The sequence below is a fragment of the Chryseobacterium hagamense genome (assembly GCF_007991455.1).
GTDB lineage: Bacteria > Bacteroidota > Bacteroidia > Flavobacteriales > Weeksellaceae > Chryseobacterium > Chryseobacterium hagamense.
The window spans coordinates 648,073-662,762 of record NZ_BJYJ01000001.1 but is presented as its reverse complement, the minus strand read 5'-3'; the positions used below and the strand labels follow the sequence as shown (position 1 = coordinate 662,762).

The window sequence follows — 14,690 nt, the reverse complement described above, 5'->3', positions numbered from 1 at the left end:
GTGTTGTATAGGGGTAGATCGCGCACCTACGGCGTGCTGTTCGTAGTGGATTTTTTCCTGCACAGATATTATTCTTACGGAATATTGTTTTCTAAACAGATTTAATAACTGGTTGCGAAAGCCTCCGGACTCGTATCTACACTTATATATGCTTACAAACCCGTCAGCCACGTAGACACAGTTTTCAAACCACCCTGTCAAAAATCCTCCGGATTTTCGACACCCCTCCACAGGAGGGGAATGAGAACGGACCGTGAGTTATGAGGACAACGTGCTCCGGATCCCGGGGCTTCGGGAGCCTCAGCCACCTCAGTGATGTCAAGCTTAACAGATCCAAAATCTTTGATTTTTAAATACTTTTATGGACTTTTTCTGCATGTATCATTTCGCTTTTTTTTATACAGCATGTATATCTTTTGTTGCTTTTGTGGTTAATATTCAGCAGTTTGTATTGAAAGTGTAGCTTCGGCTCCGCTCATCCACCAGATGGTCATTCCATTCAAAGACAATCTTCAAAAAATCTTTGACTTTTACTCTGATGTACTCTGAAATATGCGCTATCCATCAATCTGAAATCTCATGTGACTTATGTGTCCAAGCCCTTCTTTCTTCGGCAACTAATCAAAATCGAAAAACAGATAGGATTAAAATCAAGACTTTCTTAAACCTTCAAGGTTTTCAAAACCTTGAAGGTTTGAACACGGCTTTTTTAGTTTCCAGACTAAAGTTCTCATTATGAATTTGTTAAATTATTGGTCTTCATACACGGTATTTGATTTAAAATCACTATTTTTGCACCCGTAAAAATCATTCATGCAAAACATTAGAAATATTGCGATCATCGCACACGTTGACCACGGGAAGACGACTCTGGTTGATAAAATCATTCATGCTACGAACATTTTCAGAGAAAATCAGGAAAGTGGAGAACTGATAATGGATAATAATGATCTTGAAAGAGAGAGAGGAATTACCATTTTATCCAAAAATATTTCTGTTACGTATAAAGACACAAAAATCAACGTAATCGATACCCCCGGTCACGCCGACTTCGGTGGGGAAGTGGAAAGGGTATTGAAAATGGCAGACGGGGTAATCCTGTTGGTGGATGCCTTCGAAGGGCCGATGCCGCAGACCCGTTTCGTACTTCAGAAAGCGTTGGAATTAGGATTGAGACCATTGGTGGTAATCAACAAGGTAGACAAGCCGAACTGCCGTCCGGACGAAGTTCACGATCAGGTATTCGATCTGTTCTTCAACCTTGAAGCTACTGAAGAGCAACTGGATTTCCCTACGTTCTACGGATCTTCAAAACAGGGATGGTTCAACACCTCTCTGGAGCAGACGGAAGATATCTTACCGTTATTGGACGGGATCTTACAGTACGTTCCGGCTCCGCAGGTAACCGAAGGAAATCTTCAGATGCAGATTACTTCCCTGGATTTCTCTTCTTTCTTAGGAAGAATAGCCATCGGAAAAGTAACGAGAGGCGAACTGAAAGAATCACAATGGATCGGTCTTGCCCAGGCAGACGGTAAAATCGTAAAAGGAAAAGTAAAAGAACTTTACGTTTTTGAAGGATTAGGAAAGAAAAAAGTAACTGAAGTTCAGGCAGGGGACATCTGTGCCGTAGTAGGTTTCGACGCTTTCCAGATCGGGGATTCATTCGTAGATCTTGAAAATCCTGAGCCATTGGAAAGAACGGCCATCGACGAGCCTACGCTGAACATGACGTTCTCCATCAACAACTCTCCGTTCTTCGGAAAAGACGGGAAATATGTTACCTCCAATCACCTGAAAGAGAGGTTAACCAAGGAATTGGAGAAAAACCTGGCATTAAGGGTTCAGCAGACGGATGATGCCAATACCTTCTTAGTATTCGGTAGAGGGATCCTTCACTTATCCGTTCTTATTGAAACCATGAGAAGGGAAGGGTATGAAATGACGATCGGTCAGCCGCAGGTAATCCTGAGAGAAGATGAAAACGGACAAAAACTGGAGCCTTATGAATCTTTGGTCGTAGACGTTCCTGAAGAATATGCTTCAAGAGTAATCGATTTGGCTACCCAGAGAAAAGGGGATCTTCACATTATGGAAACCAAGGGGGAAATGCAGCACATGGAATTCGAAATTCCTTCAAGAGGACTGATCGGATTGCGTTCCCAGATGCTTACGGCTACTGCTGGTGAAGCGATCATGGCACACCGTTTTACGGAATACAAACCTTTCAAAGGAGCGATTCCGGGAAGAAACAACGGGGTACTGATCAGCAAGACGCAGGGGCCGGCTACAGAATACTCGATTGCCAAACTTCAGGACAGAGGGAAGTTCTTCGTTGATCCGGGTGAGGAGATCTATGCAGGGATGATCATCGGTGAGCAGAACAAACCGGGCGACCTTGTGGTAAACATTGTGGAAGCAAAACAGCTGAACAACATGAGAGCCTCCGGAAAAGACAAAGATACCGGTGTAGCACCGAAAATCTTATTCTCTCTGGAAGAATGCATGGAATACATCCAGGGTGATGAAGCCATTGAAGTGACCCCGAATTTCATCCGTATGAGAAAGAAAATCCTTTCCGAAGAAGACAGAAAAAGAGTAGAAAGAGGAGCGAAAGCTTAATTTCAACATTGATCAGAGCACCGGCCTTTTCGTCATTGCTCTAAATATCATACAGGCCTTCCGTTTATTGCGGAAGGCTTTTTATTTCCTACAGATCGCACATATTTTCATAGATAAACGATGCGGCTTCAGCTCCGCTAAGCTACCGGATAGGCGTTCCTTATTATTGAGCCCTGAAAGGGCGGCTTATCAACAGCACCGGGTGCATCCCGGTGTCAAAATACACAGCCGATCCAGGTCCTTAAAGAAGAAATCTTAGAGCCTGTTTAAAATTTTAATTCATCAAACTTTCCGTCATTTCTCTTAATTTTCTGAATTAAATAAACTTTGTTTATTCTTCACTTTAATACGATGATTTCAATTGACTTAATTGAATATTGCCGGGCAACCGACATATTGATTTTTTAAGCTAAAATGCCTTAAATTCTTAATGTTAAAATATAAAAGGTAAATTTAAACAGGCTCTTACATCGCATCGGTAAATATGAAACCTTTGATTTGTCTCATTATTATTTATATTATCGAAGGAATCTGTGAATTTTTTCGGGATTTTAAAACTTAGTACATTTTGTCGGCATAAATCATCTAATTTCTCTGTACAACACGAATACCTTTTATTTCTTTGTCGCTAAATTCCACCGACAGAAATCGATTAAGACCGGAACTGTTAAAAATCTTTGATTTTAAATCTTATGTTTTCTGAAAGTATGCTCAGTCCATTAGTCTAAAAATCTAGTGTGACTTATTTGCTAAAAAGTTTATCGTTATCAGCGCAATACCTGTCAAACAACTCACGCGGCCAAGTTTTTGTACTTCCGTCTGTCATGAATACCATCAGACAAATATGCTTTCTATTCATCATCATTATTTCAGTAACAGCCTGTAAGGAACTGAAATTCCCGGATAAAATCTTTGAGGCTTCCGAACGGACCCGCTACGAGCGCAGCTATTCCGGTGCCGACAGCCTGATGGTGCAATGGAAGAACAGTTTCTCTTCCGCCGTTGCCAGCCGTCTTACGATAGGAGAAAGCAATACCTTTACCTTCTTTGCTGATCAGGCGCAACAGGAGGCTGTTGGCTATTTTCTCGAACTGAAACAGGGTGACCTGTTAGTTATTGAAACATCGGGAGTGGCCCCGCAGACCAAAATATTTGTTGATGTCTTTGAGGCGGGTACAGATACCGGAAAAACCAAAAGCGAAATTCTGGAAAATGGAAAGTTCACCCGGTTTACCGAAACCAGCGGTGTACATAAAGTGGTTATTCAGCCTGAAATCGGATACCGGAATACATTTGAACTGAAAATATACACCCAGCCATCCACTGCATTTCCGGTAGCGGGAAAAGGCAACCGTGAGGTCCAGAGTTTTTGGGGAGCCAGCCGGGATGGCGGCGGAAGAAGCCATGAAGGCGTCGATATTTTTGCACCCCGCGGAACGCCTGTGGTGGCGGTAACGGATGGCGTCATCACCCGTACCGGAAACCAGGGGCTTGGCGGGAAACAGGTCTGGCTACGGGATGGCATCCTGGGGAATTCCTACTATTATGCGCATCTGGACAGCATCCTGACGGAAGGCGGGAGGCAGGTAAAGACCGGGGATACCCTCGGCAGAATCGGAAATACAGGCAATGCTGCCGGCGGTCCGACCCATTTGCATTTCGGGATCTATACAGCCGGCGGGGCAGTGGATCCATATCCGTACATCCGCAAACGGCTGGTGCAGGCTTTCGGTTCCACAACAAAAATACCGGAAGAAAAGCGGATCAGGGTGGGAACCAATCTCCGTTCAGGTCCGGGAACGAAATATGAAAGTTTTACTCTGGTCAGCAGTAAGATTCCTGTTAAGATCCTGACTGCATTTGGCTCCTGGTATCATGTGAAAACGGCAGATAACCTGGAAGGCTTTGTACAAAGGGAGCGTTTGCAGAAATAACGGATTGTTTGATCGGCTCGAGACTTATTTAAACTACATGAATCAATCATTTTTCATATCAGATCAATTGAAGTATGGATTCCTGGAAAGACAGCAGGTTACATGGAAAATCTCCTTTAATGTGTAAAACTTCATTGATCCCTATGATTTAAAAATAAAAGATTAGCCTTATTTTTGTTATATGAACCTCCGGAATATTAAATATACCCTCATTTTGTGCTCAGCCGTTACGCTGACTTCCTGTGCCTCACAAAAAGCGGCAACTCCCGTAAAAACTCCCGCCTCAAAGCCAAAACCGGATCTCCCGCCTGAACCGGTGGCTGCCATCCCGCCGGCTAATGAAACATTCAGGACCGTCCTTCCCGAAATTAAAAGGGAATTCCGCGGTGCATGGATTGCGAGTGTCGCGAACATCAACTGGCCCTCAAGAAACAATTTATCGGTAGACCAGCAGAAGGCGGAAGCGATTGCCATGCTGGATATGCTGAGCAATAATAATTTCAATGCGGTGATTTTCCAGGCCAGGCCCTCTGCCGATGCTTTATATACCAGCAGCCTGGAACCGTGGTCATACTTTTTAACGGGACAGACCGGCGTTGCGCCCCATCCGAATTATGACCCGCTGCAGTTCTGGACTGAAGAAGCGCATAAAAGGGGACTTGAGCTTCATGTCTGGCTGAATCCGTACCGGGCCCACCATTCCAACGGAGGTTCTCCGAACAGCCTGTCGATGGTGAATAAACTTTCGGATATTGTGATCCGGCTGAAAAACGGGATGTACTGGTTTGATCCTGCCGATCCGAAAACGCAGGGACATGTTTCCAATGTTGTGAAAGACATTGTTAAAAGATACGACATCGATGCCGTGCATTTCGATGATTATTTTTATCCGTATGCTACTTACAACAAAGGGGCGGATTTCCCTGATACCAAAACCTGGAATGCCTATGTAAGCAGCGGCGGAACTTTAAGCAGGGCCGACTGGAGAAGGGATAATGTAAATAAATTTGTGGAGCGGATTTATAAAGAAATCCATGCCGAGAAAAACTATGTTAAATTCGGGATCAGTCCGTTCGGGATCTGGAAGCCGGGATATCCGGCAGGGATTACCGGTTCTTCGCAGTATGACGAGCTGTATGCCGATGCCAAATTATGGCTGAATAAAGGGTGGGTGGATTATTTCTCGCCCCAGCTCTACTGGCCGATCGAATCCAAAGGTCAGCCTTTTGAGGCATTGCTGAGCTGGTGGAAGTCTGAGAACACCATGAACCGCCACCTTTGGCCGGGACTGAACACCGTAGAAGTCAGGTCTTCGGACCGGCCGGCAGAGATTAAAAACCAGATTGAAGTTTCAAGACAGGTTTTAGGCAACGACGCCGGGGAAGTTCATTGGAGCATCGCCGGACTCACGAAAAATGCAGGTATGCTTCCGGTGCTTAAAAATGGTCCCTATAAAGAGAAAGCGCTGGTTCCGAAATCACCCTGGATTAAAACCATCCCATTGCAGACCCCAAGCCTCTTCGTCAAAGACAACGGAAATTCCGTACAGGTCAGCTGGAGTGTTAAGAATATAAAAGATGTTTTCCAATGGGTTCTGTTCACCCAATACAATGGCGTATGGGAAACCGAAATCCTGACCCTCGATCAGATTTCCAAAGAAATCCCTAAAACAAAAGACGGCAAATCACTGAACGCCGCCGCCATTAAAGCCGTAGACCGGCTGGGCAACGAAAGCGATTATACGGCAAAAATGCTGAAATAACGGATTGATTCTTAAAACAACCTGATTCCTGTAGTTCGGTCTACGGGAATTTTTTTATACCTGTTTATAGTGCAAGTGAATGGTGAATTTTATGGTCAATAGCCTTGAATGGTGCCAAAGATCCATTCTAACAAATAATAAAATGAAAAGTCTGAAATAAATACCTTAACCGGAAAATTCCCCTCCGAATTTTTGTCGGGGTGATTTTGGAAAGTTGAATTTTGCTGCGCAAGTGAATAGTCAATAATTAATTTTTTTAAGTAAAAAATCAATCATCAATGCTAAACTCACACTTATTTTCTCATTAATGTCAGGAAATTCACGGTTCACCGGCAAAGCTGAGTTCACTATTGATATCGGGCCGAAGGGCGAAATAAAGGCTGCCACTCTAGCCCCGATTGCAGTGGAAATCCTTTTTTGAAAAAAAAGATTGCAACGGAAAGCGGGAAAAAGCTCCTGAAAAATAAGTGATAAAAAGGGAGGACTGACACCTTAAAATTCCCGGCAGAAGTTTAGAATAACTTTAAATTACGGTATAAAATATAGTATTTCAGGGTTTTATGAAAAAATAAGATTGAAACTGATAAAATGGCAGGACTTATCGGAACTATTTTTGCATCGGTAGATTCATAATCACTTTAAAAAATATAAATTATGAATACCAACAGACTTTCGGCTAAACTTGAACAGGCGCTGAGCGATCAGATGAATACGGAGGATCTTCAGTCGAGAACCTATTTTTCATATGGAATCTGGGCCGCTGATAAAGGATATGCCGGAATCTCCAACTTTTTATTCCGTCATGCTCAGGAAGAGAGAGACCATGCGGTAAAATTCATGCAGTATGTGCTGAACAGGGGCGGAAAGCCGAAGATCACCGAGCTTGCGGCACCCGGAGAGGAACCGACCAGCCTGACCCATTGCTTTGATCTTGTTTTTCAGCACGAGGTAAATAACACAACGGGAATTTACAAGCTGGTGGATATGGCCTTTGAAGAAAAAGACTGGGCTTCATGGAATTTCCTGCAATGGTTTGTAAAAGAACAGATTGAAGAAGAAACTTTTGCGATGAACCTGATCGATAAACTTAAGATTGCGGGAGGAGACCGTGCTTCCGATGAATCCCTGTTTGCACTTGATAAAACCCTTGAAACCTTACCGGATGATGCTGAGCAGGCACAGGATGCCACTGGCGCTAATCCATAAAATACAACACACCCACTGAAAGAAAATTTATTAAGATCTGCCGAGTCCCGGCAGATTTTTTTATTATGAAACTCCCGTTAAATTCACTATCTTTGCCCGCTGAAAGTTCAGGGTTTTTATAACATCAATTCTGAACGTTAAACATTAAACTTTGAATCTTACGTTATGAAATGTGGAATCGTAGGCTTACCGAATGTAGGTAAATCAACTCTTTTTAACTGCCTGAGCAACGCCAAAGCCCAGTCGGCCAACTATCCTTTCTGTACCATCGAACCGAATCTCGGAACGGTTTCCGTACCGGATCACCGGTTGTTTGAGCTGGAAAAAATAGTAAAACCTGAGAGAGTTTTGCCGGCAGTCGTAGAGATCGTGGATATTGCAGGTCTTGTAAAAGGAGCCAGCAAAGGAGAGGGGCTTGGAAACCAGTTTCTGGCCAACATCCGCGAGTGCGAAGCGATCATCCATGTTTTAAGATGTTTTGATAATGGAAATATCGTCCACGTAGAAGGTTCGGTAGATCCTCTGAGAGATAAAGAAATTATTGACATCGAACTGCAGCTGAAAGATCTTGAGACCGTAGGAAAAGCGGTTGAAAAGGCAAAGAAATTCATCAAATCAGGTAAGAAAGATGATATCCTGGTTTATGAAACCCTTCAGAGTCTTGAAAAATTCCTGGAAGACGGTAAGAATGCAAGAGAATTCGCTACCGACGATACCACGAAATCGATTATCGGTGAAATTCAGTTGTTGACGAATAAGCCGGTGCTGTACGTCTGTAACGTGGATGAAAACTCCATTAAAAACGGAAACGAGTGGATCGGTAAAATTGAAGAAATGGCGAAGGGCGAAGGTGCTGAAGTGGTTGTTTTGGCTGCACAGATCGAAGCCGACATCAACGAATTGGAAACGTTTGAGGAACGGGAAATTTTCCTGGATGAACTGGGACTTACCGAGCCTGGCGTCAACCGTCTGATCAGAAAAGCTTATGATCTTCTGAAACTCCAGACCTATTTTACGGCCGGCGTGAAGGAAGTAAGAGCATGGACCATCGGACAGGGATGGACTGCTCCTCAGGCTGCCGGAGTAATTCATACCGACTTTGAGAAAGGTTTTATCCGTGCAGAGGTGATCAAATATGATGATTATGTAACCTACGGTTCTGAGGTAAAGATCAAAGAAGCCGGAAAGCTTTCGGTAGAAGGAAAAGAATACATCGTGAAAGATGGTGATATCATGCACTTCAGATTCAACGTATAAAAAGTATTAAAGTTAGTTATATAAAAAAACGCTTCGGAAATAATTTCCGGAGCGTTTTTTGCCTAAAATTAAGCTATTGGTTTACAATTCGATCTCCGGAATGATCTGGCATTCTCTTTCTCCACAGAACGGGCCATATTTTTTACATTCGCCCGTCATGATGTCGAAGCACATTTCCTTTCCGCCTAAAATAGACTGTAACTGTTTCCTGTTTAATGCATTTTTATTTTTCATAATAAAAGATTTAGTGATTTTTTGATTAGGGCTCTATAACATAGCGGCATTCAAATTCCGCACACTGCCTGCCGTAGCTTTTGCATTGTCCTGTAAATGGATCGATGCACTGCTGTAATCCTCCGGTGATTGATCTGAGCTGTTTTTTATCCAGCTTTTTTCCTTTTAACGGGTTTTGATTTTTCATATTGATGGATTTAGATTGGTGTAAAATTAGATCGCTGTTATGATTTGCATTCCTTCTGTGCGCATACTTTTGAAATGGTAATACAACCATATTCATTTAAGATCGGACACCCTCCTAATGTAGGACAGTTGGTTTCTAAACAATTCAAAAGCCCACCTGTAATAGAACGTAGCTGTTTTTTGTTTAATTTCTTTCCGTTGATTAAGTTTTGATTTTTCATAATACAAATTATTTTAGATTATTAAGGACGGCATTCTGCCTGTGCGCATGCGGGTGAAATTCTCGTACACATAGAGGCTGTCGGATCGCATGGAGGATCGGTACAGAGGATCGGTTCCATACAGTTTAGTAATCCGCCGGCGATAGACCGCAATTGTTTTTTGTTCAGTTTCTTTCCGTTAATCAGATTTTGATTTTTCATATTGAATTAAGTTTAATTTAATTGTCACTAAATTATGAAATAATTGAATACTAAATCACTTTAGCATGAAAAAAATAAAAAAAATTAGGGTATATAATTTTTTTTGTCAAATTTTTTATTTCTTACATTTGAATTTTACAAATCCCTTTTATGGAAAAGACAGTTCATACAAATTATACTTCGCTGGATGATTTTTATCGTGAAATAACGGCCAAGCTCGGAACGGATCTCGAGTCGGTTTTTCCAAAGGGCCTGCATAAAGATATCGGCCATTTCAATGTTTTTGATATTGCCCAGACCCTTGAGAAAGTAAAAGCAACTTCAGAAATGCCTTATAACCGTAGGAAATATTACAAGATCAGTCTGATCAGGGGTAAAAACCGTGCTGAATATGCCGATAAAGTGATTCAGATCAGAAAAAATGCTTTACTCTTCGCCACACCCAGGGTTCCCTATCACTGGATTCCTGAAGATCCGGAACAGTCAGGAAGTTTCTGTGTATTTACCGAAGATTTTTTTATGAGGGATAAATCCTACACTACTTTGGAAGACCTTCCGATTTTTCAGCCGGGAAACGTTCCGTTATTTGAAATAGAGGATAAGCTGGCTGATGAGATTGAACTTCTGTATACTAAAATTAAAAACGAAATCTCTTCCGATTATATTTTTAAATATGACCTGATCCGGAATTATTTGCTGGAACTCATTCATTACGGTCAGAAACTTCAGCCTGCTTCGAAGCTGTCAACGTCCTACAATGCTTCCGTAAGGGTAGTTTCGCTATTTGTAGAACTTCTGGAAAGGCAGTTTCCTATTGGGTCTTCCGAACAGCGGCTGCAGCTTAAAACCGCAAAGGATTATGCAGACCGGCTGGCCGTTCATGTCAATTATCTGAATAAAAAACTGAAAGAGAACACCGGGAAAACCACGACTGAAATTATTGCGGAACGGATAATCCAGGAAGCTAAAATCCTTTTGAAGCAGACCCGGTGGAATGTTTCGGAGATCGCTTATGCACTGGGATTCGAGGAAGTTGCCCATTTTTCTAATTTCTTTAAGAAGAAAACCTCGATGGGTCCTCTGGAATTCCGTTCCTGATTTGAATTTTACAAATTTACATTTGAATCGGATAAGTGCCGGATGCTTCAATTACCTGAACTTTACCACATCAAAAAATAATTTTAATAATGGAAACAAGAACAAAAATCGCTTTGGTAACAGGAGGAAGCCGGGGATTAGGTAAAAACTCAGCTTTAAAAATTGCCCAAAAAGGACTTGATGTAATTATTACCTACCATAGCAATAAGGAAGAAGCGGAAAATACCGTCGCTGAAATTCAGGCATTGGGCAGGAAAGCAATTGCCTATCAGCTGGATACCAGAAATGTGAACAGCTTTGATGCCCTGGTGAAGACTTTAGGTGATCATCTGGAACAAAATACGGGAAGCCGCAACATCGATTTCCTTGTCAATAATGCTGGAACCGCTTTATATGCTCCGATTCCTGAAGTTACCGAAGAACAGCTGGATGAGATCGTGGATATCCACTTCAAAGGCGTCTTCTTTTTAACCCAGAAATTTCTGCCGTTTATCAATGAAGGCGGCGGAATCATTAATGTTTCGTCGGGACTGGCACGTTTTGCGCTTCCGGGATCATCTGTTTACGGATCGGTCAAAGCGGCAGTAGATATGCTTACCAGGTACCAGGCTAAAGAGCTTGGGATTAGAAAAATCAAATCCAATGTAGTGGCGCCGGGAGCTATCGAAACGGATTTCGGTGGCGGCAGGACGAGGGATGACGGGCAGGTGAATGCAATGGTGGCCGGAGCTACGGCTTTGGGAAGAGCCGGACTTCCGGACGATATCGGAGGTGTTGTAGCTTTCCTCTGTACGGAAGATGCCGGCTGGATCAACGGGCAGCGTATTGAAGCTTCAGGAGGGATGTTTCTGTAAAAGCTGCCAAAACAATTTAGACGTATAGATAAAAGAATCCCGGTGGCTGAAAGTTTAAACCACCGGGATTTTATTTTAATGATAATTCGATCATATTTGTTTTCAATGATGTAATACAGGAAAATGATCAGGGATTAAATAAAATTTGCCTTTAATATAATAAAACAGGATCATCTGATATTTAAGACTGTGAATGTTTGTTTGACCGAAGAGGCTTCCAGCATCCAGTTTCCCTCTTCCTGCCTTTACGCTAACATCACTCTATAACTTCGCTAAATTTCCAATCGCTTTTTCGAGGGTCTCCTGTTTTTTGGCAAAGCACAACCGGATCACTTTGTCGTTCCGTTTATTCTGATAAAATGATGAAAACGGGACACTTGTCACTTTATGGGTAACCGTCAGTTCGGAGGCGAAATCAAAATCATTTTTATCAGAGATTTTGTCATACTGCAACGCCTGGAAATATGTTCCTTCACAATCTAATAACGTAAATGAGGTATCGGCCAGTCCTTTTCTCAAAAAGTCTCTTTTTTCCTGGAAAAAACGATTCAGGTACTGATAATGCTCAGGGTTTTTCATATATTCAGCTAAAGCAAGCTGCATCGGTGTATTAACGGAAAATACATTGAACTGATGCACTTTCCGGAACTCATCCATCAGGTACTTCGGGGCCGCACAATATCCGGTTTTCCAGCCGGTAACGTGAAACAATTTTCCAAAAGAGGCAACCATCAGGCTCCGGTTTTTAAGTTCCGGATAGCGGCAGATGCTGAGGTGCTGTTTTCCGTCGAAAACAATATTTTCGTACACCTCATCACTCAGGATAAGAATTGATGTATTTTCAACGATCTTTATCAGTTCCCGGACATCGTGTTCCTTAAAAATCTTTCCTGCCGGATTATTCGGGTTATTGATGATGATCATCTTTGTTTTTTCGGAAACCAGGTCTTTCACAGTAGTCCAGTCAATTTCATACTCCGGAGCTTTCATTTCGAATCTCTTCACAATACCTCCGAAAAGTTCTACTGTAGGTTCATAACAGTCATAAGCCGGTTCAAAAATGATTACCTCGTCGTCTTTTTTAACAAAAGCGGCAATGGCTGTAAAAATGGCCTGGGTTCCGCCTGCCGTTACCGTAATTTCAGAATCGGGATGGTAAACAGCGTTATGGCTGTTTTCGATTTTTTTTGCAATTTCTTCCTTTAAAACCATCATTCCGCCCATCGGCGCATACTGGTTAAAACCCTGCTTTATAAAACTGCTTACACAATCCAGCAATTCAGGATCTGCCGTAAAATCCGGGAAACCCTGAGACAGATTGATGGCCTCGTGTTCAGTGGCGAGTTGGGTCATTGTGCTGAAAATAGTTGTTCCTACATTAGAAAGCTTCGATAAAGGAAGTTGTATCATGAACGGTTGTTTTTATATTCCGAATGTAAGGAAAAATCGGGGATGGACCATTAATTTTATTAAGTAAATACAAAACATATCATCATTTAGCAATGCCGGTTCTTTATTGTTTAACTGAATCCAGGGATCTTCCGTTTCAAGCCCGGATTGTAAGAATGACCCCGGTATAAAAAAAGCCGTCCTGAGACAGCTTTGGGTATAAAGAAAATAGTGCCTGGAAAGCATCATGTTAATCCTGGATAATCATTTTTTTGGTATCCGTATTCTTACCATCTACTGAAAGGCTGTACACATAAAATCCGCCGCGGATTCCGTTCAGGGTTACACTGCCGTTTCCTTTTTCCCTGAGCGGAATATTCCTGATCAGCTGTCCTGAAACAGTATAGATCCCGATGGAAGCATTATTTGCCTCTTTCGGAAGGTAATATTTAATGACGGTTTCACCTTTTGCCGGGTTCGGGGTATTCTGGTACAGTTTAGGCTGATTGGAAACCATGCTCATGTCGACACTGGTTCTGCTCTGTTTCAGCAAATCTTTCAGTTCCTGCACTTCTTTTTTTAGATCGTCGATCTGGGACTGGAATTCTGCAGCCTGGTCTCCGGAAGGTCTGTTAATATAGCTGTTGGCCACCATTACATAACCGTTCGGGTCTACTACTAATGCCCGGCCGCTTCCGTTCGGCAGGTTTTCCATCCGTACCTTGCCGTTGGTATGCAGGATGGCGGTAGGGGATGTTGTGCCGATACCCACCAGCTGGTCCTGGATCAGCATGGTGGGGGTTGAAGAAACTCCGAACATGAGGGATGAAGGAATGGTATTGGTAAGTTTGGATCCGCCTCCGGTTCCTGAGCCGAATACAAAAGACCGGTCGCCCGTTGCAATCAGGTCTATCCCGAATCCTCCTGAATAAGAAGACTTCAGTTCTACCCCTACACCAATGGCAAACTGATTGGATGCCGCAATGGTATTTACCCATCCTAAAGCGACGGACTTGCCAGACTGATTAACCACGCGGTTTCCCTGTCCCGCTACAATGTTGGCCCCTCCACCATCAGACAGGTCATTCTGCCATCCGCTTACCATGGAGCTGTTGGCATTCACTCCCAGAATATTATTTGAACCGGCAACGAGGCTTCCTTTGGTTTTTGCCGTATTGGAATTGTTCCCGCTTTCCACCAAAAATGATCCGGTTTCATTTAAGAGAGCCTGACCGGGATTATTGGTCGCTCCGTTGGTCCTCAGGTAAAAGGGTACCGAATTTGTGGTTCCCGCATAATTCGAAAAGCCCATCCCTCCGTTTCCGAAGGTTTGCCAGGACTGGGCGTTTGCGGCTGTTGCTGAAAAAATTAAAGCGGCGGCCAGCACTCTCAGAGATAATCTGTTTGTTTTCATAATACGTTTTTGTTTTTGGTTGTTTGTTTCCCAAAAGTATCAAAGTATGATCACCTGCGCTACCAGTAATGATCAGATGAAAACAGAAAATGAGTAAATGCGGAATTTTATCAAATAAGTGTGAATTGTTAAGGGGCTTTTCTGATTTTAATTGAGAAAACTTTCCGTCATTTTTCTTAATGACCGGATTAAAATGGACTTGAAGATGAGGTTTTCATTGAATATTGCCTGAAAACCAATACATCCATTAATTTTCCGAGGCTAAAATCCTTCTTGGATTCAGGTAATAGATATAACGTTAAAAATAAACTC

Annotated in this window: 12 protein-coding genes; 7 read left to right on the top strand and 5 right to left on the bottom strand. The window is 42.6% G+C overall.

The annotated features are described in order from the left end of the window. Positions 1 to 813 precede the first annotated feature (813 nt). From typA to ychF, 5 genes are all read left to right on the top strand, one after another. The gene (typA, locus tag CHA01nite_RS02925) at positions 814 to 2,622 is read left to right on the top strand and encodes a translational GTPase TypA (protein ID WP_146939714.1); all 1,809 of its coding nucleotides are present in this window, start codon (positions 814 to 816) and stop codon (positions 2,620 to 2,622) included. 824 nt (positions 2,623 to 3,446) lie between these two features. Further along, positions 3,447 to 4,556 carry a M23 family metallopeptidase gene (locus tag CHA01nite_RS02920; RefSeq protein WP_146939713.1) on the top strand — a complete coding sequence of 370 codons (1,110 nt, stop codon included), beginning with the start codon at positions 3,447 to 3,449 and terminating at the stop codon, positions 4,554 to 4,556. Between the two features lie 181 nt (positions 4,557 to 4,737). Continuing rightward, the gene (locus tag CHA01nite_RS02915; RefSeq protein ID WP_146939712.1) at positions 4,738 to 6,318 is read left to right on the top strand and encodes a glycoside hydrolase family 10-like protein; all 1,581 of its coding nucleotides are present in this window, start codon (positions 4,738 to 4,740) and stop codon (positions 6,316 to 6,318) included. Between the two features lie 654 nt (positions 6,319 to 6,972). Further along, complete coding sequence (locus CHA01nite_RS02910) at positions 6,973 to 7,524, top strand: ferritin (RefSeq protein ID WP_146939711.1); 552 nt, start codon at positions 6,973 to 6,975, stop codon at positions 7,522 to 7,524. A gap of 165 nt (positions 7,525 to 7,689) precedes the next feature. Continuing rightward, a complete protein-coding gene (ychF, locus tag CHA01nite_RS02905; protein WP_146939710.1) occupies positions 7,690 to 8,781 on the top strand; it encodes a redox-regulated ATPase YchF in 1,092 nt (363 codons plus the stop codon). A gap of 81 nt (positions 8,782 to 8,862) precedes the next feature. Here ychF and CHA01nite_RS20445 read toward each other — a convergent pair whose 3' ends face one another. The 3 genes from CHA01nite_RS20445 to CHA01nite_RS02895 all read right to left on the bottom strand — a co-directional run bounded on the left by CHA01nite_RS20445 (position 8,863) and on the right by CHA01nite_RS02895 (position 9,623). Beyond that, positions 8,863 to 9,015: a hypothetical protein gene (locus CHA01nite_RS20445; protein WP_170234674.1), complete on the bottom strand. Its 153-nt coding sequence runs from the start codon at positions 9,013 to 9,015 to the stop codon at positions 8,863 to 8,865. A gap of 25 nt (positions 9,016 to 9,040) precedes the next feature. Beyond that, entirely contained in the window at positions 9,041 to 9,202 is a 162-nt protein-coding gene (locus CHA01nite_RS20440; RefSeq protein ID WP_170234673.1) for a hypothetical protein, read from the bottom strand. Positions 9,203 to 9,443: 241 nt separating this feature from the next. Next, positions 9,444 to 9,623, bottom strand: a complete 180-nt coding sequence (locus CHA01nite_RS02895) for a hypothetical protein (protein WP_146939708.1) — start codon at positions 9,621 to 9,623, stop codon at positions 9,444 to 9,446. Positions 9,624 to 9,773: 150 nt separating this feature from the next. Here CHA01nite_RS02895 and CHA01nite_RS21110 point away from each other — a divergent pair, with 150 nt between their 5' ends. Together CHA01nite_RS21110 and CHA01nite_RS02885 are read left to right on the top strand one after the other, a co-directional pair. Continuing rightward, on the top strand, positions 9,774 to 10,721 hold the full coding sequence (locus tag CHA01nite_RS21110; RefSeq protein ID WP_146939707.1) for a helix-turn-helix domain-containing protein: 948 nt from the start codon (positions 9,774 to 9,776) through the stop codon (positions 10,719 to 10,721). A gap of 89 nt (positions 10,722 to 10,810) precedes the next feature. Next, entirely contained in the window at positions 10,811 to 11,575 is a 765-nt protein-coding gene (locus CHA01nite_RS02885) for an SDR family NAD(P)-dependent oxidoreductase (protein ID WP_146939706.1), read from the top strand. Positions 11,576 to 11,836: 261 nt separating this feature from the next. Here CHA01nite_RS02885 and CHA01nite_RS02880 read toward each other — a convergent pair whose 3' ends face one another. Both CHA01nite_RS02880 and CHA01nite_RS02875 read right to left on the bottom strand, forming a co-directional pair. Continuing rightward, on the bottom strand, positions 11,837 to 12,985 hold the full coding sequence (locus CHA01nite_RS02880; RefSeq protein WP_146939705.1) for a methionine aminotransferase: 1,149 nt from the start codon (positions 12,983 to 12,985) through the stop codon (positions 11,837 to 11,839). Between the two features lie 229 nt (positions 12,986 to 13,214). After that, complete coding sequence (locus CHA01nite_RS02875) at positions 13,215 to 14,378, bottom strand: T9SS type A sorting domain-containing protein (protein WP_146939704.1); 1,164 nt, start codon at positions 14,376 to 14,378, stop codon at positions 13,215 to 13,217. Positions 14,379 to 14,690 lie beyond the last annotated feature (312 nt).